The organism is Duganella guangzhouensis (assembly GCF_009674535.1).
GTDB classification, from domain to species: Bacteria; Pseudomonadota; Gammaproteobacteria; order Burkholderiales; family Burkholderiaceae_D; genus Rugamonas; species Rugamonas guangzhouensis.
In genome coordinates this window covers 163,329-187,462 of sequence record NZ_WKJK01000011.1, presented here as the reverse complement: position 1 = coordinate 187,462, position 24,134 = coordinate 163,329, and the positions used below count along the sequence as shown (strand labels likewise).

Below are 24,134 nucleotides of genomic sequence, written 5' to 3'. Positions count from 1 at the left end.
TCTCTACTCATCGCAGCAGCACCGCGCCATCCTTGCCGGCGCGCTCGGCGTGGCTGACCGCGTCGGCAATCGCCTCCAGCGGATACTCGGCGGCCACCCGGAACAGCGTCGGACTGGCTTGGGCCAGCGCGATCGCGGTCGCAATGTCGGCGCCGCGCACCGCGTCCGGCAGTGCGGCCCAGCGCCCCACGGATACCCCGGTGATGCTGATGCCGCGCGTCGAGAACGCCAGCGCGGGTACCGTCAGCGGCTGGCCGGACAGGTCGCCATAGGAAATCAGCGTGCCACCGTCGGCCAGCAGCGCGGTCAGCGCGCTGGCCACCTGGCCGCCCACCGCGTCCAGCGCCACCTTAACCGGGCGGCCGTTGGTCAGCGGGAAGATCTTCTTGTCCCAGTCGGGCTGGTCGGTGCTGACATAGCCGATGGGCGGCGCCTGGCCGGCCAGTGTGGCCGCAGCCTGCGCCGAGCGCACGATCCCGACCGGCACGTAGCCTTCGGCCAGCAGTAGTTGCGCGCTCAGGCGCGCCACCAGGCCGCCAGCAGCCGACAGCGCCACCACGTCGCCGGGCTTGGCGCCGGCGGCTTGTACCGCACGCAGCAGCAGGGCGGCGGTCAACGGCGCCACGTGCAGCTGGGCCGCGACTGCGTCGTCGAGCGCATCTGGAATACGGGTGACGAAGCGCGCCGGTGCCAGCACCTTGTCGCTCCAGGCCCAGCGTGCCGGGAAAAACGCCACCCGCGCGCCCGGCGCCAGTTCCGGCGCCACGCCGGCGCCCACCGCCTCGATCACGCCCGCGCCTTCGAAACCGGGCCGCGCCCCTTCCGGGCCGACCGGCGCGTGGTTGCCGGGGCTGCGGTAACGGCCGCGTATGCCCAGCAGGTCGCCCGGATGTACCGAGCGCGCCGTCACCCGGATCAACACCTCGCCCGGTCCCGGCACCGGCAATTCCGGCACCTCGCTCAGGTGCAAAACGTCGGCCGGCTCGCCATATTGATGGTAAATAATGCCGCGCATGCTCTCTCCTCAGCGCAGTTTGGCGAAGCCGGCGCGCAGCTCGGCTACGAATAGCTGCGGCTGCTCAAAAGCCGCGAAGTGACCGCCGCGCTCCACCTCGTTCCAGTAAATCATCTGCGGATAGGTCGCCTCGGCCCACGAGCGCGGCGCGCGGTAGATCTCTTTCGGGAACACGCTGACCGCCACCGGCAAATCCAGCCGGCCGCCGGAAAAACTGGAGGGCGAATTCTCCCAATAAATCCGCGCCGACGAGGCCGAGGTATTGGTCAGCCAGTACAGCGAAATATCATCCAGCATCTCGTCGCGCGTCAGCACATTTTCGACGTCGCCGCCATGGTCGCTCCATGCCTGGAACTTCTCGTAAATCCACGCCGCCTGGCCCACTGGCGTCGAGCTGAGCACTTCGCCGACGGTCTGTGGCCGCGTCGATTGTTCGTTGAAGTAGCCATACTCGCCGCTGAGGAAGCGGCCAACGCCATCGACCGCGCGCTGCTCGTCGGCCGACAGCGTGGCCGGCATTTTCTCGGGGAACACGAACTGCCAGTTCAGGTGGATGCCCGCCAGCCCGGCCGGCTTGATATGACCGAGCGCGGTGGTGACGCCGGCGCCCCAGTCGCCGCCCTGCGCCACCCATTTGCCGTAGCCCAGGCGCGCCATCAGCGTGCCCCATGCCTTGGCGATGCGCACCACGTTCCAGCCTTTTTCCTTCGGCTTGTCGGAGAAGCCAAAGCCGGGCAGCGATGGCACCACCACGTGGAAGGCGTCCTCGGCCTTGCCACCGTGCGCGGTCGGATCGACCAGCGGGCCGATCACTTTCAGGAATTCGAACACCGAACCCGGCCAGCCATGGGTCAGGATCAGCGGCAGCGCATCGGCATGCTTCGAGCGCACGTGCAGGAAGTGAATGCCGACGCCATCAATCTCGGTGCGGAATTGCGGGAAGGCGTTCAGGCGGGCCTCGGCGCGGCGCCAGTCGTAGCGGTGTTGCCAGTAACGCGCCACGTCCTGCATGCGCTGCAGCGGCACGCCTTGCGACCAGCCGGCGCCGGTCTGCTGCTCCGGCCAGCGCGTCATCGACAGCCGCAGCTTCAGGTCGTCCAGCAACGCCTGCGGCGCCTCGGCGCGGAATGGCGTGATGGCGCTGGTGGCCGGTGGCAGCACCAGACCTTGCGGCACGGCGCGGCGCAGGGCCGAGGGTTTGCCGGTCAACAGCGCGCGCCGCGCCGGCTGGGAGGGTGAGGATGCTTGCATGGAGTTCTCCTGGTCTTAACGGACGGTGGCAAAAGCGCGACGCAACTCCGCCGTGAACAGCGTCGGCTGTTCGAAGGCGGCGAAGTGGCCGCCGCGCGCCGCTTCGTTCCAGTAGTACAGCTTTGAATAAGTACGCTCGGCCCATTTGCGCGGCGGGTGGTACAGCTCGCGCGGGAACAGGCTGACGGCCACCGGCAGATCCAGCTTCTGGGTCGAAAAATCAGTGGTGAAGCTTTCCGCATACAGGCGGGCCGACGAGGCGCCGCTGTCGGTCAGCCAGTACAGCGAGATGTTGTCGAGGATTTCGTCGCGGGTCAGCACCGATTCCGGATCGTTGCCGCTGTCGGTCCATTCGCCCAGCTTCTCGTAGATCCAGGCCGCCTGTGCCACCGGCGAGTCGGCCAGCGCGTAGCCGATGGTCTGCGGGCGCGTGCCCTGCAGCTTGGCGTAGCCGGATTTGTTGCCGTCGAAGGCGACCAGCTGTGCAATCGTCGCCTGTTCTTCCTGGTCCGGTGCGTCCTCAAGCGGCGGCGGGAACAGGATCGGCAGGTTCAGGTGCACCGCCGCCAGACCATCGGCATGCTGCTTGGCCAGCCAGGTGGTGACGCCGCCGCCCCAGTCGCCGCCCTGCGCCACCCATTTGCGGTAGCCGAGACGGCGCATCAGCGTGGCCCAGGCGCGGGCGATGTGTGGCAAGCCCCAGCCGGTGGTGGACGGCTTGCCGGAAAAGCCGTAGCCCGGCAGCGATGGAATCACCACGTGAAACGCGTCTTCCGCCTTGCCGCCGTGCGCGGTTGGATCGACCAGCGGGCCGATGCTTTTGATGAATTCAAACACCGAGCCCGGCCAGCCGTGCGTCAGCAGGATCGGCAGCGCGTCCGGGTGTTTCGAGCGCACGTGCAGGAAGTGGATATCCAGGCCATCGATGCGGGTGGTGAATTGCGGGAAGGCGTTCAGCTTCGCTTCGGCCTGGCGCCAGTCATACTGGTGCTGCCAGTAGTCGGCCAGCGCTTGCAGGCGGGCCAGCGGTACGCCCTGGGACCAGTCCGGCACCAGTTCCGGCTCCGGCCAGCGCACCATCGACAAGCGCAGCTTGAGGTCGTCCAGCGCGGCTTGTGGAATGGCGGCCTTGAACGGTCGCACGCCGGCCACGGCGGGCGGCTGCGCGTAGGCGACCGGCGCCGGCTTGGCGACAGCGTCGGCAGCCCCGGCCGACGCCGGCAGCAGGCTGGCCAGGCCGCCGGCCGCCGCCGCTGTGGCCACTCCGCGCAGCGCGGCACGGCGGGAGAGATCTGGATGCGAGAACTGGTCCATGCGTGTTCTCCGCTTATACCTGAGCCAGGCCGCCGTCGACAAACAGCTCGGTGCCGTTGACGAAGCTGGCGTCATCCGAAGCCAGGAACACCACCGCCTTGGCGACCTCGTCCGGCTCGCCAACGCGGCCCAGCGGTACTTGCGACGCCAGGTAATCCAGCAAGCCCTGCTGCGCGGCGGCGTCATCGCCGGCCAGTTCCACCAGGCCAGGGGTGCGGATCGGGCCAGGGCTGACCACGTTGATGCGGATGCCGCGCTCCTTGGTGTCCAGGATCCAGCTGCGCGCCAGATTGCGCACGGCGGCCTTGCTGGCGCTGTAGACGCTAAAGGCCGGGGTGCCGACCACGCCGGCGGTGGAGCTGGTCAGGATCACCGAGGCGCCCTTGGACAGCAGCGGCAGCGCGCCCTGCACGGTGAAGGTCAAGCCCTTGACGTTGCGGTCGAAGGCGTCGTCGAAGTGTTCCTCGGTGATCGCGCCCAGCGGTGCCATCGAGCCGCCGCCGGCGTTCACGTACAGCACGTCCAGGCGGCCGGCTTTTTCCTTGATGGTCTCGAACAGGCGTTTCAGGTCGGCGCTGCTGGACGAGTCGGCCTGTATGCCGGTGGCGTTGGGGATGCCGGCAACCGCCTTGTCCAGTTCGGCCTGACGGCGGCCGGTGATGAACACGCGCGCGCCTTCGGCCGCGAAACGCTGGGCGGTGGCCAGGCCGATGCCGCTGGTGCCGCCGGTGACGAGGGCGATTTTGCCTTGAAGCTTGCTCATGATGAACTCCTTGTGTTGGGTTAGTTGATGAGTTCAGTGTATTTTGTGCAGCCGCGTGTGTAAATTAGGAGAAAGTGGAATCACTATCCATACACATGTACAATAAATGCTTTCCGACGGAGAGCATGCATGGATCAACTACTAGCGCTGCGCACTTTTGTCCGCATTGCCGAGGCCGGTAACTTCAGCAAGGCGGCCGACCAGCTGACCATGCCGCGCTCCACCGCCAGCAAGCTGCTGCAGGATCTGGAAGACCATCTGGGCACCAAACTGATCCATCGCACCACCCGCACTCTGACCGTCACGCCCGAAGGCGCCCAGTATTACGAACGCGCGCGCCGCCTGCTGGGGGATCTGGACGACATGGACGCCGCCACCCGGCACACCCGCGCCCAGCCCAAAGGCCGGCTGCGGATCGACATCGGCTCGATCCTGGCGAACCAGATCCTGCTGCCGGCGCTACCGCAATTTCAAGCCGCCTATCCGGATATCGAACTGCGCATCGGTGTCAGCGACCGCCCGACCGATTTGATCAGCGAGGGCATCGATTGCGTGATCCGTGGCGGCGCCCTGGCCGACACCACCCTGATCGCCCGCAAGCTGTGCGAAATGGCCTTCGTCACCTGCTGTCACGCCTCGTATCTGGCCCAGTATGGCCGGCCGTCGCACCCTGCGGATATCGAGCAGCATCACCGCATCGTCGGCTATTTTTCGTCGCTGACGGGCAAAGTCGTCCCGCTGCGTTTCACGCGCGAGGACCAGCAACTGGAAATCAATGCGCACGCGGCGGTGGCGGTGAATGAAAGCACGGCGCATCTGAGCGCGCTGACCACCGGCATGGGGATAGGACAGACCTTCCGCTGGTTTGTGCAAGACATGATGGAGCGCGGCGACATGGTCGCCCTGCTGGAAGACTGGCAGCCGCCGCGCCATCCGCTGTATGTGATGTATCCGCCCAACCGGCATCTGAACGCGACGGTACGGGTGTTTGTCGACTGGGCGGTCCAGCTGTTCGCGCAAGTCGATGAGCGGGGCGCGCCATGAGTGCCGACGCCATCCGCGTGGTGATCGCGGACGACCATGCCATGTTCCGCGAAGGGATGAACGCGGTGCTGTCGCACAGCCCGCGCATCCAGGTAGTCGGCATGGCCGCCAACGGCCACGAAGCCATTCTGCTGTTTGAGCAATTGCGCCCGGATGTGATGGTGCTGGATCTGAAAATGCCGGAGATGAGCGGTCTGGAGGCGATGCAGGCCATCCACGCCCGCCACGCGCGCGCCCGCCTGCTCGCCCTCACCACCTTCAGCGGCGACGCGCTGATGCGCAAAGCCTTTGCCGCCGGTGCCTCCGGCTATGTACTCAAGCACAGCGTGAGTGCCGAACTGATCGACGCCATCATTGCCGTGCACAGCGGCCGTCGTTATGTTTCCGAGCAAGTGGCGATGATACTGGCGGAGTCGGTGACCGCCGCGCCGCTGACGGAGCGCGAGCTGCAGGTATTGTCGCGCATGTCCAAAGGCGATTCGAACCGTGCAATCGGCACCGTGCTGAACATCAGCGAGGAGACCGTGAAGGCTCACATCAAATCGATTTTCTCCAAAACCGGCGCCAGCGACCGCACCCAAGCCGTGATCATGGCGCTGCAACGGGGCTTGCTGGAACTGTAGCGGCACGCGCGTACGCCCGCCGCGCCGGCAGCAGCAGCGTGACCGTCGTGCCCTGGCCCAGCGTGCTGTGGATCTCCAGTGTGCCGCCGACGTCCTGCGCGCGCTCGCGCATGCCTGTCAGTCCGAAATGACCGGGACGATAGCCGCGTTCGTACACGGCGGCGTCCATGCCGCGCCCCTGGTCGCTGACCCGCAGCGTGAAATGACTGCGCTCGTAGCGCAACTCCACTCGCACTTGCGCACTATGCGCATGACGGAAGGCATTCTGCAGCGCCTCGCGGCAGATGGCATACGCTTCCGCCGCCGCATCGGCGCGGAAAGGCCGCGCCACGCCGTTCACCTGCAGCGCAAAGCCGGTCTGGTAGCGTGGGCCGAGGATATGCCCCAGTCCGGATAGCGCGGTTTCCAGATCGCCGGCCTGCTCATGGTTGAGGCGCAGCGCCAGCACCTGCTCGCGCCCTTCCCTGAGCACGTCGTCCGCAGTGGTCAACGCGTGCTCGATCCGGCCATGCAAAGGATCGTCGGCACCCAGGCTGTGCTTGATCAGATCGAATTGCATCATCAACGCCTGCACGCTTTGCAGGAAGCTGTCATGCAGTGCGCGCGCGATGCGCTCGCGTTCACGTAAGCGCTCGCGCAGCCGTTCGGAAATCCGTTGCGTGACCGCCAGCATGCGGCGCCAGTAGAACAAGGCCATCAACAGCAGCGCCAGCAGCGCGCACAGCAGCTTGAACCAGATAGTTTGCACAAAGGTGGGCGCGATGCGGAACGCGAAGCTGGCCGGTGTCACGCCCCACACGCCGTCTTCGTTACAAGCCAATACCTCGAAACGGTAATCGCCCGGCTCCAGATTGGTGTAGAACGCGACCCGGCGCGCACCGGCATTGCGCCAGCCCTCCTCCAGCCCCAGCAGGCGATAGCGGAAGCGCACGCGCTCGGGAATGCTGAGCGTCGCGGCGGTGAAATCCAGCTCCAGGTTGCGTGTGCGCGGCGGCAGGGTCAGTCCGGGCCGCACCACATATTCCTGCTGGTCGGTGCGCAAGGCCGTCACCTGCGGCGTGGGCGCGCGCGGGTTGTGCGGAATCCGCGCCGGGTCGACCCAGCCCACGCCGCCGGAGGTGGCATACCACAGGCGGCCGTCCGGCGCCTCGGTCAGCACCGACAAGGGCCGCATGTGGTGCGGTTTTCCGACCCGGCCGTCCAGGTAATCGAAGCGATCGACCCGCGTTACCCGGCCGCTGGCGAGATCGGCGGCGGTGATCCGGCTCAAGCCGCTGACACCGTTCAGCCACAGCTCACCGCGACGGGTGGCCACCATGCCGGACACGCCGTTCAGCGAGAGTCCATCGGCATCCAGCAAGGGCGAGAAACGCTGTCCGCGCATGACCGCCACGCCCTCATCGCCACCAACCCACAGCTGGCCATTGCGGCTGGCCACTGCGGTGACGTTGCCGACATTGAGTCCATCCTCGCGACTGTATTCGTGCAGACTGCCATGGCTCAGCACCGCCAGCCGGTTGTCGGGATAGCCAAACCAGAGCCGTCCCTGCGCGTCGGTGTGGAGCGAAACCGCGGTCCGTTTCGCCAGCACCGGATCGCCGCCGCCAGCCTGCCAGCCGCCATGGTGAAACACATGCACGCCCTTGCCCACCACCGACACCCACAGGCGGCCGTCGCCATCCACGCTCAGCGCCTGCACGTCGCTGCCACGCAGCCCCGGCGGCAATGGCCACGATTGCCAGCGGCCGGCTTGCCGGTGCCACAGCGTGGTCTTATTGCCGAACCACACGCTGCCGTCGGCGGCACGGGTGGCTGCTGTGATGTCATGCAGCGGCGAGGCGATCCTGCTGCCATCCTGGCGCACGCCGAAGGACGCCACGTTGAAGCTGTTCTCGTCATCGTCCGCGCGGTGATTGCCGATCCAGATGGTGCCGTCACCATCCGATTGCACGCTCAGCGCCCGCCACATACGGTCCGGCAGCGGGATCGCGTTCAGACGCGCGCTGCGGATGCGGTCGACACCGTTTTCGGTAGTCAGCCAGAGATTACCCTCGCGATCGACCAGCGTGCCGTAAATCTGCTTGCCGCTCAAGCTTTCCAGTCCCTTGAATACCCGCAATGGCCGCAGGTCGGGACCGAGCTGCGTCAAGCCCGTCTCGGGGTGAATCCAGACGCCGCCGCCATTGACCAGAAACGGGTCGACCGGCTTGACCGTGGCGGGAAAGCGTAACGGCGTCAGCGTATTGCCGGCCGCGCCATAGCGAAAAAAATGCTGGCCATGATCGCCGTACAGTACGTCGCCGTTCGGCAGGTCCTGCAATGGCTGCAGACCATGCGCGTCGAGCACCAGTTGAAACTGATGGCCGCCAGCGGTGTTGCGGTAAACATTCCCATTCGGAGGGATGACCTGCATCACGCCATCCGGCAAGCCGGCCACGCGTGTGACCCGCCCGCGCGGCACACCGTCCTTTTCCGTGACAGCCTGCCAGCGCTGACGGTCGAGGCGGTACAGGCCATCGACGGTGGCGGCCCAGATGCCGCCGTCCCCGGTATGCACCAACTTGTGCACGGTGCGGGCCGGCAAGCCATCGGCGACACCATAATGGCGCACTCGGCCGCCATCAAACACGCTGACGCCGCCAAAGTTATATCCGACCCACAGCGCGGTTCCGACCGACAGTACGCTGCCGATACTGACCGAGTGCAGCCGATTGCCGGCGATCGCGTTGAGGCGCTCGAAGCGGATGCCGTCAAAGCGGTAGATGCCGTCGGTGGCGGCCAGCCACAGCATGCCCAACTGATCCTGCGTCATGAGGAAGACATTGCTTGGCGCACCGTCCTTCACTCCCCAGCTCGTATGCACCAGCGTGCTGGTCCTGGCGGAATCCGGTGCCAGCGCGGTGGCGCTGGCGTCCAGGCTGAGTGCCGCCAGCAAGATTAATCGGAACAGTTGGGCGTACTTGAATCGCATAAAAAATCGGTCAGGTAGTGGAGCAATTTCTGCGGCTGCTCTTCCGGAATGTAATGGCCGCTATCAGCGATTTTGACGACACGGTGATTGCGGCTCTTGCTGGCCAGCGTAGCCTTCAGCCATTCATAGCCGGGACCGCCGATGGCCAGCACGGGCATTGTAAGCGGCGCATAGGTCTCGTTGTCCAGAATATCCTGCGGGAATGCCTGATACCAGGCGTCGCCGGCGCGGATCGCGTCGCGGCTGTCATACGCGGCGGCGTAGACCGCCCGGTCCAGATTGTCCAGTTTGCTTTCATCCTGCATCAGGTAACGGAACATCCAGGCTTGCTGCAGATAGGCGCGGCCTTCCAGCAAGTCTTCCGGCAATCCCTTCACCTGGTGGAAGGCGAACCACCAGACGTAAGCATGTTTCTCGTCCAGCTTGTCACTGAAGGTGCCCGCCGCCGGCAGCATCGGCCAGGTGGCCAGCGAAGCATCCGGTGGCGCCACGTCCAGCAGCACCAGCTTGTTGGTCGCCTGCGGGAAGTTGGCCGCGTAGCTGTAGGCGATCATCGAGCCGATGTCGTGACCGACCAGATCCACTTTGGGATAGCCCAGTTCGATCACCAATTCATGCAAGTCCTTGGCCAGGTTTTTCTTCTCGTAGCCACCGGCCGGCTTGTCGGAGCTGCCCATGCCACGGATATCGACCGCGATCACGGTGTGATGTTTGGCCAGTTGCGGCATGATCTTGTGCCAGGCCCACCAGGTTTGCGGCCAGCCCGGCAGCAGCAGCACCGGCGGCCCCTCGCCGCCGATCACATAGTGCAGATGCACGCCGTTGACCAGCGCCTCGCGGTTGCTGAAGCCGGGCAGTTTTTTCACCAGCGCCGCATCGCTGATCTGGTCCGCGGGAAGGTCCGGCCGCACCGGCGTCGCGCTCACTCCCCCGGATGAAAACAGCGCCGCGCCGGCGGCGATCAAGACCAGTTTTTTCAGCATTTGCATATTCTTCCCTCGATGTATCAACATGAGGCCAGTCTAGTCTGCAAGCAGCGTGGATGAAATCGGCTGGAAGTAGAAACACTATCCATCCACATGCACAATGCCTCCTTTTTGGGAGAGATTCAGATGAAAATTTTCCGTTAGAATCGGAGGGCAGATCCGGGAACAGAAAATGAGAGCTATCGACCTATCGATGGTCCGCGTGATGATCGCGGATGACCATCCCATGATGCGCGAGGGCATTGCCAACACCCTGGTCGCGCATGGCGCCTTTGACATCGTGGCCAGGGCCAGCGATGGCCGCGATGCGGTCGCGCTCTACGACAGCACCCGTCCCGATGTCGCGCTGATCGACCTGCAAATGCCCGACATGGATGGACTGGAAGCGATACGGGAGATTCGCAGCCGTCATCCCGATGCCAGGCTGATCGTGCTGTCAACCTACAGTGGCGATGCCCGCATCGCCGCCGCCCTGAAAGCCGGTGCGCGCACCTATATGATGAAACACGTCCACGGCGCCGAACTGGCGGCGACGGTGCGCGAGGTCCACGAGGGCTGGCATGTGCTGCCACCAACCATGCGTCAGGAAATCGCGGCCCAATACACCGGCAGCCCGCCCTCCTGCCGCGAACTGGATGTGTTGCGGCTGGCATCCGTCGGCAAGTCGAATCGCGAAATCGCCGCCTTGCTGAGCATCAGCGAGGCCACCGTCAAAGCTCACATGAGCACCTTGCTGATGAAGCTGGGCGCCGCCGACAGGGCGCACGCCGTCGCGCTGGCCTCGAAGCGCGGCTTTATTGATCTGTAGCCGCCAGCTTATCAGCTTCCTTGCGGGCGTAGGCGCGACGCTCAGGCAAGCGCAGCGTGATCCTGGTGCCTCGCCCTTCTTCGCTGTGCACCTCCAGCGTGCCGCCGGCGTCTTGCGCGCGCTCACGCATCCCGGTCAGGCCCCAATGCCCCGGACGATGGCCGCGCTCGCGAATCTCCGCACTCATCCCCCGGCCACGGTCACTGACCTGCAACGTGAATTGCCTTGCCGTGTGACGCAGTTCCACGATGACTTCATCACTCTGCGCATGCCTGAAGGCGTTCAGCATCGCTTCACGCGCGATCGCATATGCCTCGGCCGCCGCCATGGCCCGCAGCGGGCGCGGGGTGCCGTGCATCCGCAGCGTAAAGCGGGATTGATGCCGGGGCGCCAGAATCTGCCCCAGCCCCGACAGCGCGGACTCCAGGTCGCCGCTGAGTTCGTGATTGAGGCGCAGGGCCAGCACCTGTTCGCGGCCCTCTTCCAGTACCTGGCCGGCGCTGTCGAGGGCATGTTCGATTTTTTTCTGTGCCGGGTCGGTCGCTGACAAGCTATACCGTATCAAGTCGAACTGCATCATCAATGCCTGCACGCTCTGCAGGAAGCTGTCATGCAGCGTGCGGGCGATGCGCTCCCGCTCTCGCAGGCGCTCGCCCAGGCGCTCCGCCACCCGCCGCGTCATCAAGGTCATGCGCCACCAGTACCACAACGCGATGAGCGACAAGGCCAGCGCGACGCACAAGAGCTTGAACCACACAGTTTGCATGAATGCCGGCTCAACCCTGAAGTCCAACGATCCTGGCGTCGAGCTCCATACGCCATCCTCGTTGGCGGCCATGACTTCGAAGTGGTAATTGCCGGGGTCGAGGTTGGTGTAAAACGCCGCGCGGCGGCTACCCGCGTCACGCCAATCCTTGTCCAGCCCCACCAGACGGAACCGGAAGCGCACGCGTTCCGGGATACTCAGTGCGGCCGCCGTAAAATCCAGCTCAATGTTGGTGGTGTGCTTGGGCAGCACCAGTCCAGGCACAGCGGGATAATTCTGGTGATCCGTGCGCAATCCGGTCACCTGACTGACCGGTGGCAGCGTATTGCGCACGATGTGATTGGGATCTATCCAGCCGACGCTGCCCGAGGTGGCGTACCACAGCCGCCCATCGGCCGCCTCGCTCAACTCCGCCAACGGACGCATCTGCGCAGGTTTCCCCGTATGGCCGTCCAGATAATTGAAATATTCCGGATTGATCCGGTGTTTGCCGAGCGCGGATGAGGTCAACTCCGCATCGCCGATCCGCACTATGCCATCGGCGCCGTGGAACCACAGCTCGTTCCCTCGCGTCGACAGCAGGGACGAGATACCACCCAGCGACTGGCCCTCGCCATCCAGCATCGTCGCGAACCGGTTGCCATCGAAGACAGCCATGCCCTGATCGCCGCCCACAAACAAACCGCTGCGATGGCGCGCCATGGCTGTCACATTGCCGATCTCCAGTCCATCCGTCGGACCGTATTCGCGCAACGTCGCGCCGTCCAGCAGCGCCATATGGTTGGCCGGGTAGCCAAACCACACCAAGTCTTTATCAGCGTAGATCGATATCGCCGGGCGTCCGGACAACGACTTAATGCCGCCGCCGGCTTGCCATTGACCGTCATGAAATACGAATACGCCTTTCCCCTGCACGGAAACCCACAATCGGGCCTGAGCATCCATGGCGATCGCCTGCACGTCGTGACCGCGCAGGTCGGCAGCCAGGGGCCAGGATTGCCATTGCCCGTTTTGCAGACGCCACAGGGATTCGGCGCTGCCGAACCAGATACTGCCGTCCGCAGCGCGCGTGCTGGCGGATACGTTGTGCGCGAGTCCCTCAATCCAGCTGCCGTCGGGACGCAAACCATAGGTATTGCCTGACCATGAATGTGTCGCGCTGTAACTACTGACCCAAGTGACGCCGGACAGATCCGCTTGCACGCTGATCCAGCCAAATATTTTAGGGTACAAGTCGATGACGTTCAGGCGCGACTCGCGGATTCTGTCGATCCCGTTCTCGGTTGCGATCCAGACGTTACTTTCCCGATCAGTGAAAAAATCATAGGTGATATTGCCACTTAAATTCTCTGGCGAGGTAAAGCTACGCTGGACGCGCATATCTGGCCCCAGCAAATTAAGTTTGCCCTCGGCGTTAACCCAGAGTGCGCCGCGTCCATCGAAGCGTGCGCTACCCGGTAATTTGATATCGGGCAGGATGATGGGCGTGATCTGCTCACTGTCAACCGAGTAACGGAACAGTTGCGCTGCGTGGTCCGCTAGCAGCACAACGCCGTCGGCGCGGATTTGCATCACCTCATACTTGTCGCTGATCGCAATTTGATGAAATTGGCGACCATCCCGGGTGCTGCGATAAACCCCGGCGGAATTGGCAACCACGATGGTGCCGTCGTCCAGCGGCTCAAATCTGGCTTTGTACTCGGCCGGTGGCAAGCCAGCTTCAAGTCCCACGCGGCGCCACCGCTCCCGCTCCAGCCTATACAAGCCATCCGCAGTGGATAACCACATCACACCGGAGCGGCTACGCCTTATCTGATAAACCGTGTGTTCCGGCAGCCCCTCTTCCTTGCCGTAATAACGCACTTTACCTTGATCGAATACGCTCACCCCACCAAAGTTATAGCCAACCCACAGCGCCGAACCGACCGCCAGAATGCCATTGGTATTGTTTGACTTGAGCTTATTGCCATCGATCGCGGACAGTCGCTCGAAACGGACACCGTCAAAGCGATAGACGCCATCCGTAGCCGCAAACCACAACATGCCGCGATCATCCTGCGTCATCTGAAAGTTGACAGTAGGCGCCCCATCTCGCTTGTACCAGGCGGTGTGCACCATGCTGGTATGCCAGTAAGGCCATTTCGTCTGCGCCGCCGGCTGGGCACCGGCAAAACCAGTCGTGACAATCAAGCATAGCGTGTACAGCAAATACTTTACTTCGAGTCTCATCTGGTTGACGACGTGGATAACAGGATGAAGCATTAAACCACACCGGCCTGCACGCCGTCGATATGGAAGGCGATGTGCGCCATGCCCTTCACAGGCTGGCGCAAACCTTCCCACAGCGCTTATGAACCCAGGCTGGGACGCTTGGGCGAGTAGGTCCAGCCGGGCACCAGATAGCGCATCGCCATCGCGTCGTCACGCGCGGTGGTGGCGACTTTCTTGTACAGCGCATGCGCCGCCGCGATGCGCTCCATGTCCGGCTCGATGCCCAGGCCAGGCTTCTGCGGCACCGCCACTTCGCCGCCGACGATTTGCAGCGGTTCCTTGGTCAGGCGCTCCTGGCCTTCCTGCCAGATCCAGTGGGTATCGATGGCGGTGATCTTGCCCGGCGCGGCGGCGGCGGCGTGTGTGAACATCGCCAGCGACACGTCGAAGTGATTGTTGGAGTGCGAGCCCCAGGTCATGCCCCACTGCTCGCACAACTGCGCCAGCCGCACCGAACCCTGCATGGTCCAGAAGTGCGGATCGGCCAGCGGAATATCGACCGCGCCCAGCAGATGCGAATGCGCCATCTGGCGCCAGTCGGTGGCGACCATATTGGTGGCGGTCGGGATGCCGGTGGCACGGCGGAATTCGGCCATGATCTCACGGCCTGAATAGCCATCCTCCGGACCGCAAGGATCTTCGGCATAGGCCAGGATGTGGCCCTGGCCGCGACACAGGTCGATCGCTTCGCGCAGCGACCAGGCGCCGTTCGGGTCCAGCGTCACGCGTGAATCCGGATAGCGCTTCTTGATGGCGGTGACGGCTTCCATTTCATCGGCGCCGTTCATCACGCCGCCTTTCAGTTTGAAGTCGCGGAAGCCGTATTTGTCCACCGTGGCCTCGGCCAGCTCCACAATCTGCGCCGGCGTCATCGCTTCCTGATTGCGGCGCGCATACCAGCCGGACGCGCCATCGCCGCTCAAATAAGGCAGATCGGTGCGGCCACGGTCGCCGATGTAGAACAGGTAGGCCAGCATCGGCACGCTGTCGCGCTGCTGGCCGGAGCCCAGCAGCTCGCACACTGGCACGCCCAGGTGCTGTCCCAGCAAATCCAGCAGCGCCGCCTCCACGGCGGTGATCACGTTATCCAGCCGCAGATTGATTTCGTGCGGCTGCTTCAGCACCGCCGCCTCGGCATCGGACGTCACCTGATGCTGGCCGCCGATGAAGGCGCGGATGCTGTTCAGGGTGCGGTTATAGCGGCCGATCTGCGTGCCCACCACCAGCGACACCGAACGTTCCAGCGCACTCAGTATGCCGGCGCCACCCGGCACCTCGCCGATGCCGGTGTTACCGGCGCTATCGGTCAGCAGCACCAGGTTACGGGTGAAGAACGGCGCGTGGGCGCCGCACAGGTTCAACAGCATGCTGTCGTATCCCGCCACCGGGATCACCTGCATGGCGGTTACTACGGGGCTCGAATTGCTCATGACTTGTACTCCAAAAAAATTCGTATCAGCGATAGCGATACAGCTTCACGCGCTGTATGGTGTAGCCATCGCCCGGCAGGCCGATGTGACGGCCCTGATGCGTTTCATCGCCGTTCATCCAACGGCCCTCTACCCAGCGGCCGTTCTGGTAACTGCCTTCTACCGCTTTTTCAATGCCGACCTGGGCACCGTCTTCGCTGCCGAAGACGATGGTCAGTCCCTTGCCCGCGACCAGGAATTCATCGTCGCCGGTCTGTATCACCAGCCCGCCGCGATTCTGCACTTCGGATGGTGCCAGCTTTTCCCACGGCGCGTTGAAGCTGACGCTGAGCGTGTAGCCGCCCATGCGCACGCTCTGCGGCGCCACGTCCACTTCCCCCTCATACGACAGCGGCGCCTTGAAGCCATGCAGCTTACCACTGCCCTGGTGCTGGTTGATGATGGGGCTGATCTGCTTCAGCACACGGTAGGCTTGCGGCAGCGAGGACTCGCCGTTCTTGATGTCGTCGATGGCGAACGGCGAAAATCCGAAGGCATCATGCTCGCCGATCGCGTAGAAGGCATCGGCACCGGCGTCGGGACGTTCGGCGTGGTTGGCTTCCGGGATGAACAGCGGATTGTCCGGCCGCTTGAACTGCCTGGCCCAATGGATAAAGTTGGGGAAGTAGGTATCGATCGCCAGCACGTCGATCGACGGCGCGCCCGGTTTCCAGATATCGAACAAATGCGGCAGCGGTCCAGCGCTGGGATATTCGCCCGGCCGCTTGCCCGGTCGGTTCAGCGCCACATTGACGTACATCGGCAGCGCGTAGGCCGACTTGCCGGCCGCCGTCAGCGCTTCGACAAAGCGCGCGTAGTGCCACGCCTGGAAAATCTCTTCGGCCTCGATGGTGTCGCCAAACACGTCGGCCCAGCTGCCACTGGCGCGCGCGCCACGCTCCAGCCACGCGGTTTTCAGCGCCGGCTGCAAGGTGTCCTTGTGCGCGGCCAGATACGCGGTCAGCTCGGCCGGCACCTGCGCCTGCCACGCCGCGTTGGCGGCCACGCTGTAGTCGCGTACTTCCGGCAGCATGCCGATTTCATTTTCGACCTGCACCATCAACACCGTGTGCTGGTTGTCTACCTGCTTCAGATGTGCCAGCAGCGCGCGGAAAGCGGCGCTATCGGCGGCCAGCGTATTGGCGCTGAACGGCGTCAGTATCTCCTGCGCCACACCGGCGCGCGTGCGGGCACGCGGAAAACGCTGCGTATCTTTCTTGACCCACGCCGGGGCGTAAGTCGACATCGAATTCTTCCACGCGCCAAACCACAGCAGCACCAGTCGCGTATTGTGTGCGCGCGCCTGTTTCAGCACGCCGTCCAGCAGCGTGAAATCAAAGCGGCCTTCCACCGCTTCGATCTGGTCCCACTCCACCGGCGCCAGCACGGTATTCACTTCCGCCGCTTTCAGCGTTGGCCACAGCTGGTCCAGATACGCCAGGCTGGACGCCGATGAGTTATGCAGCTCGCCGCCCAGCAGCAGGAAAGGCTGGTCATCCACCATCAACTGGGTAGCGCTGCCCTGCTTGCGCAGATGCGGTGGCGACGCCGCGTAGGCGTTACCCCAATCCAGCAAGGCAAAGGCCGCCGCGCAAAGTGCCAGACGCAGGTGGCGTGTCGATGCGTCCATGTTATCCCTTAAAAAAAACCGCCCCCGAAGGGGCGGGCTAAAAGGCCCCGCTGGGAGATACGGGGGGCCAGACGATTAGAACTTGAAGCGCAGACCCAGCGCGTAGCTGCGGCCCGGCGAATAAATCGAATACGTCGCGTTACTGAACTGGTAGTAGGTCCGGCGCGAGTCGTTATTCAGATTGACGATGTCGAAGCTGAGGCTAGGCCAGTTATCCTTGTCGAACACCTCACCCAGATCCACGCTCGACGAGAAGTCCAGCTGCTTGTAGTTGTCCGAGTACAGCGCGGCGTTGGTGATGCCGTTCTGGTTGGTGCCCGCCACCTGGCTGCCCTTCGAGAAGGTGTGCGACAGACGCGCCATGTAGCCGTGGTTCTCGTAGTAGACCGAGAAGTTGTTGGTACGGTTAGGCACACCCAGGGCCACGAAGCCCGCCGCGCCCTCGCCGCTGCCACGCTGCGTGATGAAGGTCGCGGTTTCGTTGATGCCGAAGCCGCGGATCGGCAGGATCTTGTCCAGCGGTTGTACCCAACCCAGTTCCAGACCACGGATACGCAGTTCGCCGGCGGCGTTGCGGGAACGGGTCAGTACCACGGTGGCCACATCCGGACCGCCACGCGAGTTGATCGCCGCCTGCTGGTTCGGGGTCAGCGTGCCGTAGTTGATGCCGTAGGCAGCCAGCGAGCTGAATGGCGCGGTGATGTTTTCGCTGATGGTGAAGCCATCCACCTTCTTCTGGAAGCCGGTGATGCTGACATAACCTTCGCGGCCGGTGTACCAGTCCAGGCCAATGTCGATGTTATCCGACAGGTAGGGCTTCAGCGCCGGGTTGCCCACCGAGCCGACGTCCGCCGACACCGACGAGAAGTTCACGCCAGGACGCAGCGCGTTCGGATCGGCGCGCGTCATGCTGCGCGAAATCGCGGCGCGGGCGATCACGTCGCTGCGCAGGTTGATGGCGGCGGTGGCCGATGGCAGCGTGTTGTTGTAGGTGGTGTCCTGATACACCCACTGGTCGATGTTCGGATACTTGCTGCCGTTGAGCGTCAGGCTGGCGTTGCGCGGGTCCGAAATCGAGTTGAGCGAACCAACCGACTGCTTGGTGCGCACATAACGCACGCCGGCGTTGTAGCGCATCGGGAAGCCGGCCAGGTCGTATTTGCCGTTGGCTTCAGCATACAGGCCGGTGGTTTTCTCACCGATGTAGCCCGAGCTGGCGCCGGTCGACGACGAACCGCTGTCCGGCGCGCTGTTGAAGTACTGCTGGTAGTTCGAATCCTTCGAGAAGCGCGCCCAATCAACGATCGGTTTGCCGTACGGTCCCTGGATGATGTAGCTGGCCAGCGCCGATTGCGGAATCAGCGAACCGCCATTCACCAGCGGCGTGGTGGCGCCGGTGGTGTAGCCGGTGCCATAGCCCGGATACAGCGACGCCGCACTGGTGCCAGGGGTCGATGCACCGTCGCAGGTTGGCGCGCCGTTAGGGCCGGACAGGAACACATTCGGGTTGTTGCCGCAGACCGCAGCCTGCCACGCCGCCGAATTGTCGGTGGCGCGGATGCGGCGGGTGATGTCGTCATACGCCACACCGCCCTTGATGCTGAACTTGTCGTCGCCCCAGGTCAGATCGCTGTGGAAGCCCTTGGTCTCAGTTTTGCGGAACTCGTTCTGCACGTTGACGCGGCCGCCGGACCACACGTAGTTGGCCGGGTTGTTCAGGTCCACGTTGGAGGTGATGGTCGGGATGCCGCCGTTGTTGGCGTAGGTGGCCGTCACACCGCTGTTGGCGGCGGTGGTCAGGTACACGGTCGGCGCTTCGTGGCTGAAGTTACTGCGGGTGTAGTTGATCTGCGCGTCCAGTTTCAGGGTCGGCGTGATCTTCCACTCCATGCCTGGGTTGAGGCCCAGCAGGCTGACCTGGTCATGACGGTAGCCATGCTCGAAGAAGAAGCTGGTGTTGGCGAAAGTGCCGCTGGTGACGGTACAGCCGTTGCTGCAGTCGCTCTTATCGACCGTCATGTTCATCGGGATCATGCCACCGTTACGGACCGACCAGTCGTAGTCCATGCGCGTCATCTTGTCATCGCGCTTGCTGTACATGGTGTCGATGTAGAAGTGCAGATTCTCCGACGGGCGATACTCGGCGCTCAGGATGGCGGCGCCTTTGTCTTTGGTGCCAAAGTAGTCCATGCTGCGGCCCAGGCGCGGCAAGATGGCGTTGTCGATCTGCTGAATCGTCAGGCCAGGGTTATTCGCCAGCAGCCATGCCTGGTCGATGACGGTGCCTGCGGTCAGGCCGGCGCCGGCGCCCACCGGCACGGTCGATGGCACGGTGTAGTTGCCGCCGCCGGTGTTGTTACGGGTGCTGCTGGTGTTCTGCGCGGCCGACAGGTTGGCGTTGGTCCAGCCTACCGACTCCCAGCCGGTGGTGTGCACCTGCTGGCGCGACAGCGTGATGCCGCCCAGGATGCCCCAGTTGCCAAAGGTCTGGCTGGCCAATATGAAGCCACGGCCGCCGGCCTTGTCGGCGATCTGCTGCTTGGTGCCGGTGAAACCGCCGGTGATGTAGCGGCCTTCCTTGTCGAACGGACGGGCGCTGCGCATGTTGACCACGCCGGCGGCGCCGCCTTCGATCTGGTCGGCGGTCGGGCTCTTGCTGACGGTGAGTTTGGTGAACAGGTCGGTCGGCAGCAGGTCGAGGTCGACCTCGCGGTTGGTGTTGGCGCCGTCGACCGGGCCGGAGGACGCCACCGCGATCGGCGCGCCGTTCAGCAGGATCTTGGTGAAGCTGGAGCCCAGACCGCGAATCTGGATGGTCGAGCCTTCGCCGGTGACGTCGCGCGACACGCCCACGCCCGGAATGCGGGCCAGCGATTCAGCGATGTTCTTGTCCGGGAATTTACCGAAGTCTTCGGAGTTGATCGAGTCCTGGAAGCCGACCGCTTCCTTCTTGTCCTTGGCGGAGGACAGCAGCGAGTTGCGGTAGCCGCTAACCTGCACCACCGTCATCGGCTCGTCTTGGGCGGCGGCCGGGGCGGCTGGAACGGCGGGAGTGGCTGCTGGAACGGTATCCTGGGCATATGATTGCGCAATCAATCCAGCCATAACAGTCAGGCCGAGCGCCATCTGCCGGCGCGTTTGCCGGGCTTTCTTGTGCTTCACTAACATTTGACAGTCTCCTTCGGTAATTCACCGTGGTTATTTTTATAAATCGAACACCAGTTTCTTCAAATGGTTGCGCGATCATTTAAGTCTACGAGCCTTGGAAAGTTGTTGTCAACAAAAATAATGCCAGAAATGTTATGCGCTACCATTTGATATCAAAAAGAAATCACTCAACCGCCGCGCACAGAGGGAAAGCATGAAATGTAGAGCCAACATTTGGGTGTGGCGGGATTGATACGTTGACGGCCGGAGCGGGTTACATCTGCTTACTGCGGATACATTTTCTGCGTCAGCGTGGCGCAGGACTGCGCCGTTTTACGACCAAGCGCCACTGATGGCGATACTGAGGAGAAATCAACATGGAAAACACCACCCGCACCCGCATTCATCCCATGATGGCTGTTGCCGCCGCTTCGGTCACGCTGATCAGCCTGGTCGGTGCAGCATCCATCGCTGGCCTGCTGCCTAGCTCGCACGCCACGCCGCAGAACGATGCGCAGGCAACAGTGGCGGCCAATGCGCCAACCGTGGCGGCGGCACCAGCAGCGGCACCGGCACCAGCAGCGGCACCAGCGCCAGAGCCACGCCGGGTGGTGGAGCATAAAACGGTGGTGCATCACACCTATGCGCCAGCACCGCAGCAGGTTGCGCAGACAGCGACGCCGGCACCTGCGCCGGTGGCACAAAACAGCCCGGTCGGCATCGGCATCGGCGCGGTGGTGGGTGGCTTGATCGGCAATCAGGTCGGTCATGGCAACGGCAAGGCGCTGGCCACCATCGCCGGTGCGGTGGGCGGCGGCTACGTAGGTAACGAAATCGCCAAACGCAATCAGCCCACGCAATAAAGTCAGAACGCGCGCGCGACGGCAAGCACCACTTGATGGCGCCACGTGCCGCCGCCGCCCGTGCTGACGCCGTAGAGATCGGTGCTGCTTGCAGCGCGCGCACGCGTCAGGTCCAGCGAGACTTGCGCCTGCCAGCCCTGGTAGCCGGTGGCCAGCCCAAGACGCGCCTCGTGGCGGCTGGATTGCGCGTTGTCGAAAGAGTGGTAGCTGCCAGCGTGCCAGAACGCCTGCAGGCGCGGCGCCAGCTTCCAGCCGCCATTCACTTCAGCATACAGCGAGCGCTCGCCCATCCCCATGTAATCCGGCGAATAATGCAGGCGCGCGCTGAGCGTTTCACCGGCCAGGCCGACGAACACTTCGCGGTAGTTCCAGCCTGGCGTGTGCGAGAAGGTGTAGCTTGTCACCCCGGTCTCCCAGGCCAGGCCGGACGGCAGCCGCTGCGCATAGCCCGCATAACCGGTCCATTGCGCGCTGCGGTGCGTCTCCACCGCAAGCTGTCCCGTCACCACCTGTCCGCCCGCGAACCAGCCTTCGGCGCCGTCGTAGTTCAGGGCCAGGCGCGCCGCCGGCTTGTCGTCACTGAGCGTGACGCCGCGATACAGATAGTTGGAAAGCAGGCCCGCGCTACCGCTCAACTGCGCCTGCGCATCGGGTGCATCCAGCGCCAGCAACGAGGCCAGCACGCTCAGGGCGAGCGGGCGTATCGACTGACGGAACTGGGTTGGCACGCGCATGAACATTTTCCTGTAATGCGGATGATGGTGGCACAGAGATCTATCCCCGTCAAAGGTGCGCTGCCTTCATTCAGCACGATGCCCTCGCGCAGCCGGGCTGCCGGCATTTGCGGCTTCAGCTCCTCCAGCAGCGCCAGCATGCCGGAGACGTGCGCCGCCGCATACGACGATCCGGTGACCAGTCCCCAGCGTCCGCCCGGCATGGTGGTCGGAATATCGCGGCCCGGCGCCAGCAAGGTGCGCGTGCCGTTGCGCGTGTTCGCGCCGTCCGACGCCACCGCGAACACGCCGGGCAGGCTGGCGGGGAAACCGCCATCGGCCCGCGCCGGATCGACCGCGCCCACCACCCGGATGCCGCGCTGCTGCGCCGCTTCCACCAACTGCTGTAACAGCCTGTCCTGCGGTCCGGACAAGCTGAGGTTAATCACCTGCGCGCCATTCGACAGCGCAAAGTTCATGGCCTTGGCCAGCGTGAAGCTGTTGCAGCGGGTTGCGCTGCCGGCCTGCCAGCAGGCGCGCAACGCCAGCAGCCGCGCGTCCGGCGCCACGCCTTCGATGCCGACACCATTGCCGGCCCGCGCCGCGATCACGCCCGCCACCGCGGTGCCGTGCAGTTCCGGCACATACTTCTGGCCATCGACAAAATTCTCTTCCAGCGCCACCTGCCCTTCCAGGTCGGGGTGATGGCTTTCGACGCCGCTGTCCACCACCGCCACCGTGACCTTGCGTCCGGTGGCGGCCTTGCGCACTTCGTCCAGCTGCCAGGCGCCGGCGGCCGGCTGCATGCGGTACAAGGGATCGCTGCCGGCCTGCGCCACGAAGTCCTGGATCACCTGTGCCCATTCGATGCGGCGGTCGCGCGACAGCGCTTCCAGCACCGGCTCGGCGGACTGGCCGGTGCGTAGGCGCATGCGGTAACAGTCAACGTTCAGCACCGGCATCGCCCAGTCTTCCATCAACTCCAGCTGATAATCGTGCGCCACCGCTGTGGCGATGCGCTTGCGCGCGGCCTTGCCGGCATCTTCGCGGTAATCGGCGCTGCCGTAGCTGTCGGCGCGGAAGTGCGGCGCCGGCAAATGGAACATCACCAGAATCTCGGCATGCTCCGGTGCTTTCTGCGCCACCGGCAGTTCCGCTTGCGGGACGATGCGCGGCAGGTCCAGTCCCTCCTGCGCCGCAGCGAGACCGGCGCACAAGCACAACGTCAATGCCAGCAGGCGTTTCATGGCTGGCCCGCAGTCAGCGCCTCGGCCTGCGCCACCAGCGGCGAGTCGCGCAACGCCGACAGCAATTCCGCCTGGCGGCCAGATTCCACTTCCAGCATGTAAGCACCGGTGACGGTGGGGCCGCCGGTGATCTGTGCGCCGTGTTCCTGCAGCAGATGCTGCACGTCCTGCAGCCGCGCCTCGGCCTTGAACACCACCAGCACGTCCGGCGTGGAGGCGGGGCCGTGGCCCAGCGCCTGATAGGACGGCGCTTCACCATGCGGCACCAACTGCGTGGCCAGCACCAGGATCGCGGCAAACTGCGCGGCGATGGCCCAGCCCTGCCAGCGCCAACCTTCCAGCCATGCGCGCACTCGCGCGATCAGGCCGGCCGGCGTGGCAGCCTGCTGCTGCGGTAACTGCGGCGGCAACTGCGGCATCAGCCGCGCCAGCGCGCGTTCCGGGTCCAGGCCGGCGGGCAGCGGACCTTCCGTCTGCAGCAGCTTGCGCTGCCAGGCCAGATCCTGGCGGCAGTCGGCGCAGCTATGCAAATGCTCTTGCACGCGTTGCGCCTCCGCCGCGTCCAGCGAGCCGGAGGCATACCAGGGCAGCAGATCCTGCAGCGCCAGATGTTCGGTCTCGCTCATGCTCATGTGGGTACTCATTGCATCTCTTCCATATGATCGGACAGCATGTCCTTCAGCTTTTGCTTGGCGTGGAACATGCGCGTTTTCACCGTGTTGACCGGACAGCCCATGGTCTCGGCGATTTCCTGATACGCCATGCCATGGTAATACGTCAGGCTGACCACCATGCGCTGTTCCAGCGGCAGCGCATCCAGCGCGCGGCCGACGCCGCGCTGCAACTGGCGCGCCGCCAGCGCGTGATCGGGCTCGGTGCCGGCCTCGCCGGGCAGTTCTTCCTGCGGCTCCAGCGGCTCGTCGCGGCCGCGCAGCGCCTTCAAGCCCTGACGGTAAGCGATGGCGAAAATCCAGGTCGACGGCTTGCAGCTGCCGTCGTAGGTGGATGCCTTCTGCCACACCACCATCATGGTGTCGTTGATGATTTCTTCCACCAGCGGCACGCTGCGCGTCATGCGGTCGAGGAAGCGCGCCAGCCGCGAAAAGTAAGCGCGGTACAGCACTTGAAAGGCGAGCCGGTCCCCGCCGCAGATCCGCTGCAGCAGCACATTCTCGTCCACCTCGTCCGACACGCCCATCCTTCCGCCCATCCGCATGCATTTTCTCCTCTGGTGCCGTGAATACGCAGCCAGC

18 protein-coding genes are annotated in these 24,134 nt (G+C 64.2%); 4 read left to right on the top strand and 14 right to left on the bottom strand.

The annotated features are described in order from the left end of the window. Positions 1 to 7: 7 nt before the first annotated feature. Genes GJ699_RS21120 through GJ699_RS21105 form a run of 4 tightly spaced genes read right to left on the bottom strand, consistent with a single transcriptional unit; the run spans position 8 to position 4,343 of the window. The gene (locus tag GJ699_RS21120) at positions 8 to 1,015 is read right to left on the bottom strand and encodes a zinc-binding dehydrogenase (RefSeq protein ID WP_154379945.1); all 1,008 of its coding nucleotides are present in this window, start codon (positions 1,013 to 1,015) and stop codon (positions 8 to 10) included. Between the two features lie 9 nt (positions 1,016 to 1,024). Further along, positions 1,025 to 2,266 carry an epoxide hydrolase family protein gene (locus GJ699_RS21115; protein ID WP_154379943.1) on the bottom strand — a complete coding sequence of 414 codons (1,242 nt, stop codon included), beginning with the start codon at positions 2,264 to 2,266 and terminating at the stop codon, positions 1,025 to 1,027. Positions 2,267 to 2,281: 15 nt separating this feature from the next. Continuing rightward, on the bottom strand, positions 2,282 to 3,580 hold the full coding sequence (locus GJ699_RS21110) for an epoxide hydrolase family protein (protein WP_154379942.1): 1,299 nt from the start codon (positions 3,578 to 3,580) through the stop codon (positions 2,282 to 2,284). Positions 3,581 to 3,593: 13 nt separating this feature from the next. Then, the gene (locus GJ699_RS21105; RefSeq protein WP_154379940.1) at positions 3,594 to 4,343 is read right to left on the bottom strand and encodes an SDR family oxidoreductase; all 750 of its coding nucleotides are present in this window, start codon (positions 4,341 to 4,343) and stop codon (positions 3,594 to 3,596) included. Between the two features lie 129 nt (positions 4,344 to 4,472). On the opposite strand from GJ699_RS21105, the gene GJ699_RS21100 reads away from it, so the two are divergent. Both GJ699_RS21100 and GJ699_RS21095 read left to right on the top strand, forming a co-directional pair. Beyond that, the gene (locus GJ699_RS21100; RefSeq protein WP_154379938.1) at positions 4,473 to 5,387 is read left to right on the top strand and encodes a LysR family transcriptional regulator; all 915 of its coding nucleotides are present in this window, start codon (positions 4,473 to 4,475) and stop codon (positions 5,385 to 5,387) included. Then, the gene (locus GJ699_RS21095; RefSeq protein ID WP_154379936.1) at positions 5,384 to 6,010 is read left to right on the top strand and encodes a response regulator; all 627 of its coding nucleotides are present in this window, start codon (positions 5,384 to 5,386) and stop codon (positions 6,008 to 6,010) included. The genes GJ699_RS21100 and GJ699_RS21095 overlap by 4 nt, the downstream gene beginning before the upstream one ends. On the opposite strand, the gene GJ699_RS21090 is transcribed toward GJ699_RS21095, so the two are convergent. Both GJ699_RS21090 and GJ699_RS21085 read right to left on the bottom strand, forming a co-directional pair. Beyond that, a complete protein-coding gene (locus tag GJ699_RS21090; RefSeq protein WP_154379934.1) occupies positions 5,976 to 8,981 on the bottom strand; it encodes a sensor histidine kinase in 3,006 nt (1,001 codons plus the stop codon). The two genes, GJ699_RS21095 and GJ699_RS21090, sit on opposite strands and share 35 nt — an antisense overlap. Next, positions 8,948 to 9,964 carry an alpha/beta fold hydrolase gene (locus GJ699_RS21085; RefSeq protein ID WP_229262206.1) on the bottom strand — a complete coding sequence of 339 codons (1,017 nt, stop codon included), beginning with the start codon at positions 9,962 to 9,964 and terminating at the stop codon, positions 8,948 to 8,950. Before GJ699_RS21085 ends, GJ699_RS21090 begins: the two co-directional genes overlap by 34 nt. Before the next feature lie 175 nt (positions 9,965 to 10,139). On the opposite strand from GJ699_RS21085, the gene GJ699_RS21080 reads away from it, so the two are divergent. Next, positions 10,140 to 10,775, top strand: a complete 636-nt coding sequence (locus tag GJ699_RS21080) for a response regulator (RefSeq protein WP_229262205.1) — start codon at positions 10,140 to 10,142, stop codon at positions 10,773 to 10,775. On the opposite strand, the gene GJ699_RS21075 is transcribed toward GJ699_RS21080, so the two are convergent. From GJ699_RS21075 to GJ699_RS21060, 4 genes are all read right to left on the bottom strand, one after another. Continuing rightward, positions 10,762 to 13,803: a sensor histidine kinase gene (locus GJ699_RS21075; protein ID WP_154379930.1), complete on the bottom strand. Its 3,042-nt coding sequence runs from the start codon at positions 13,801 to 13,803 to the stop codon at positions 10,762 to 10,764. The genes GJ699_RS21080 and GJ699_RS21075 overlap by 14 nt on opposite strands. Before the next feature lie 86 nt (positions 13,804 to 13,889). Then, a complete protein-coding gene (locus GJ699_RS21070) occupies positions 13,890 to 15,242 on the bottom strand; it encodes an enolase C-terminal domain-like protein (protein WP_154379928.1) in 1,353 nt (450 codons plus the stop codon). 25 nt (positions 15,243 to 15,267) lie between these two features. Further along, positions 15,268 to 16,911: a GH35 family beta-galactosidase gene (locus tag GJ699_RS21065; RefSeq protein WP_154379926.1), complete on the bottom strand. Its 1,644-nt coding sequence runs from the start codon at positions 16,909 to 16,911 to the stop codon at positions 15,268 to 15,270. A gap of 75 nt (positions 16,912 to 16,986) precedes the next feature. Then, positions 16,987 to 20,079, bottom strand: a complete 3,093-nt coding sequence (locus GJ699_RS21060) for a TonB-dependent receptor (RefSeq protein WP_154379924.1) — start codon at positions 20,077 to 20,079, stop codon at positions 16,987 to 16,989. A gap of 356 nt (positions 20,080 to 20,435) precedes the next feature. Here GJ699_RS21060 and GJ699_RS21055 point away from each other — a divergent pair, with 356 nt between their 5' ends. After that, positions 20,436 to 20,921, top strand: coding sequence for a glycine zipper 2TM domain-containing protein (locus GJ699_RS21055; protein WP_154379922.1), 486 nt, complete (start codon positions 20,436 to 20,438; stop codon positions 20,919 to 20,921). 2 nt (positions 20,922 to 20,923) lie between these two features. Here the strand turns inward: GJ699_RS21055 and GJ699_RS21050 are convergent, their stop codons facing one another. From GJ699_RS21050 to GJ699_RS21035, 4 genes are read right to left on the bottom strand one after another with little or no spacing between them, the layout of a single operon-like run. Then, a complete protein-coding gene (locus tag GJ699_RS21050) occupies positions 20,924 to 21,655 on the bottom strand; it encodes a TorF family putative porin (RefSeq protein WP_195763611.1) in 732 nt (243 codons plus the stop codon). Further along, the gene (locus GJ699_RS21045; protein WP_154379918.1) at positions 21,607 to 22,881 is read right to left on the bottom strand and encodes a S8 family peptidase; all 1,275 of its coding nucleotides are present in this window, start codon (positions 22,879 to 22,881) and stop codon (positions 21,607 to 21,609) included. Before GJ699_RS21045 ends, GJ699_RS21050 begins: the two co-directional genes overlap by 49 nt. Then, positions 22,878 to 23,525: a zf-HC2 domain-containing protein gene (locus GJ699_RS21040; RefSeq protein WP_154379916.1), complete on the bottom strand. Its 648-nt coding sequence runs from the start codon at positions 23,523 to 23,525 to the stop codon at positions 22,878 to 22,880. The genes GJ699_RS21045 and GJ699_RS21040 overlap by 4 nt, the downstream gene beginning before the upstream one ends. Further along, positions 23,522 to 24,091 (bottom strand): RNA polymerase sigma factor, encoded by a 570-nt coding sequence (locus GJ699_RS21035; protein WP_154380114.1) that lies wholly within the window; start codon positions 24,089 to 24,091, stop codon positions 23,522 to 23,524. Before GJ699_RS21035 ends, GJ699_RS21040 begins: the two co-directional genes overlap by 4 nt. Between the last annotated feature and the right edge of the window lie 43 nt (positions 24,092 to 24,134).

Bases quoted from the DNA above. Each gene is read 5' to 3' on its own strand.
- GJ699_RS21120 (WP_154379945.1), bottom strand. From the start codon at position 1,015: ATGCGCGGCATTATTTACCATCAATATGGCGAGCCGGCCGACGTTTTG.
- GJ699_RS21115 (WP_154379943.1), bottom strand. From the start codon at position 2,266: ATGCAAGCATCCTCACCCTCCCAGCCGGCGCGGCGCGCGCTGTTGACC.
- GJ699_RS21110 (WP_154379942.1), bottom strand. From the start codon at position 3,580: ATGGACCAGTTCTCGCATCCAGATCTCTCCCGCCGTGCCGCGCTGCGC.
- GJ699_RS21105 (WP_154379940.1), bottom strand. From the start codon at position 4,343: ATGAGCAAGCTTCAAGGCAAAATCGCCCTCGTCACCGGCGGCACCAGC.
- GJ699_RS21100 (WP_154379938.1), top strand. From the start codon at position 4,473: ATGGATCAACTACTAGCGCTGCGCACTTTTGTCCGCATTGCCGAGGCC.
- GJ699_RS21095 (WP_154379936.1), top strand. From the start codon at position 5,384: ATGAGTGCCGACGCCATCCGCGTGGTGATCGCGGACGACCATGCCATG.
- GJ699_RS21090 (WP_154379934.1), bottom strand. From the start codon at position 8,981: ATGCGATTCAAGTACGCCCAACTGTTCCGATTAATCTTGCTGGCGGCA.
- GJ699_RS21085 (WP_229262206.1), bottom strand. From the start codon at position 9,964: ATGCTGAAAAAACTGGTCTTGATCGCCGCCGGCGCGGCGCTGTTTTCA.
- GJ699_RS21080 (WP_229262205.1), top strand. From the start codon at position 10,140: ATGAGAGCTATCGACCTATCGATGGTCCGCGTGATGATCGCGGATGAC.
- GJ699_RS21075 (WP_154379930.1), bottom strand. From the start codon at position 13,803: ATGCTTCATCCTGTTATCCACGTCGTCAACCAGATGAGACTCGAAGTA.
- GJ699_RS21070 (WP_154379928.1), bottom strand. From the start codon at position 15,242: ATGAGCAATTCGAGCCCCGTAGTAACCGCCATGCAGGTGATCCCGGTG.
- GJ699_RS21065 (WP_154379926.1), bottom strand. From the start codon at position 16,911: ATGGACGCATCGACACGCCACCTGCGTCTGGCACTTTGCGCGGCGGCC.
- GJ699_RS21060 (WP_154379924.1), bottom strand. From the start codon at position 20,079: ATGTTAGTGAAGCACAAGAAAGCCCGGCAAACGCGCCGGCAGATGGCG.
- GJ699_RS21055 (WP_154379922.1), top strand. From the start codon at position 20,436: ATGGAAAACACCACCCGCACCCGCATTCATCCCATGATGGCTGTTGCC.
- GJ699_RS21050 (WP_195763611.1), bottom strand. From the start codon at position 21,655: ATGCGCGTGCCAACCCAGTTCCGTCAGTCGATACGCCCGCTCGCCCTG.
- GJ699_RS21045 (WP_154379918.1), bottom strand. From the start codon at position 22,881: ATGAAACGCCTGCTGGCATTGACGTTGTGCTTGTGCGCCGGTCTCGCT.
- GJ699_RS21040 (WP_154379916.1), bottom strand. From the start codon at position 23,525: ATGAGTACCCACATGAGCATGAGCGAGACCGAACATCTGGCGCTGCAG.
- GJ699_RS21035 (WP_154380114.1), bottom strand. From the start codon at position 24,091: ATGGGCGGAAGGATGGGCGTGTCGGACGAGGTGGACGAGAATGTGCTG.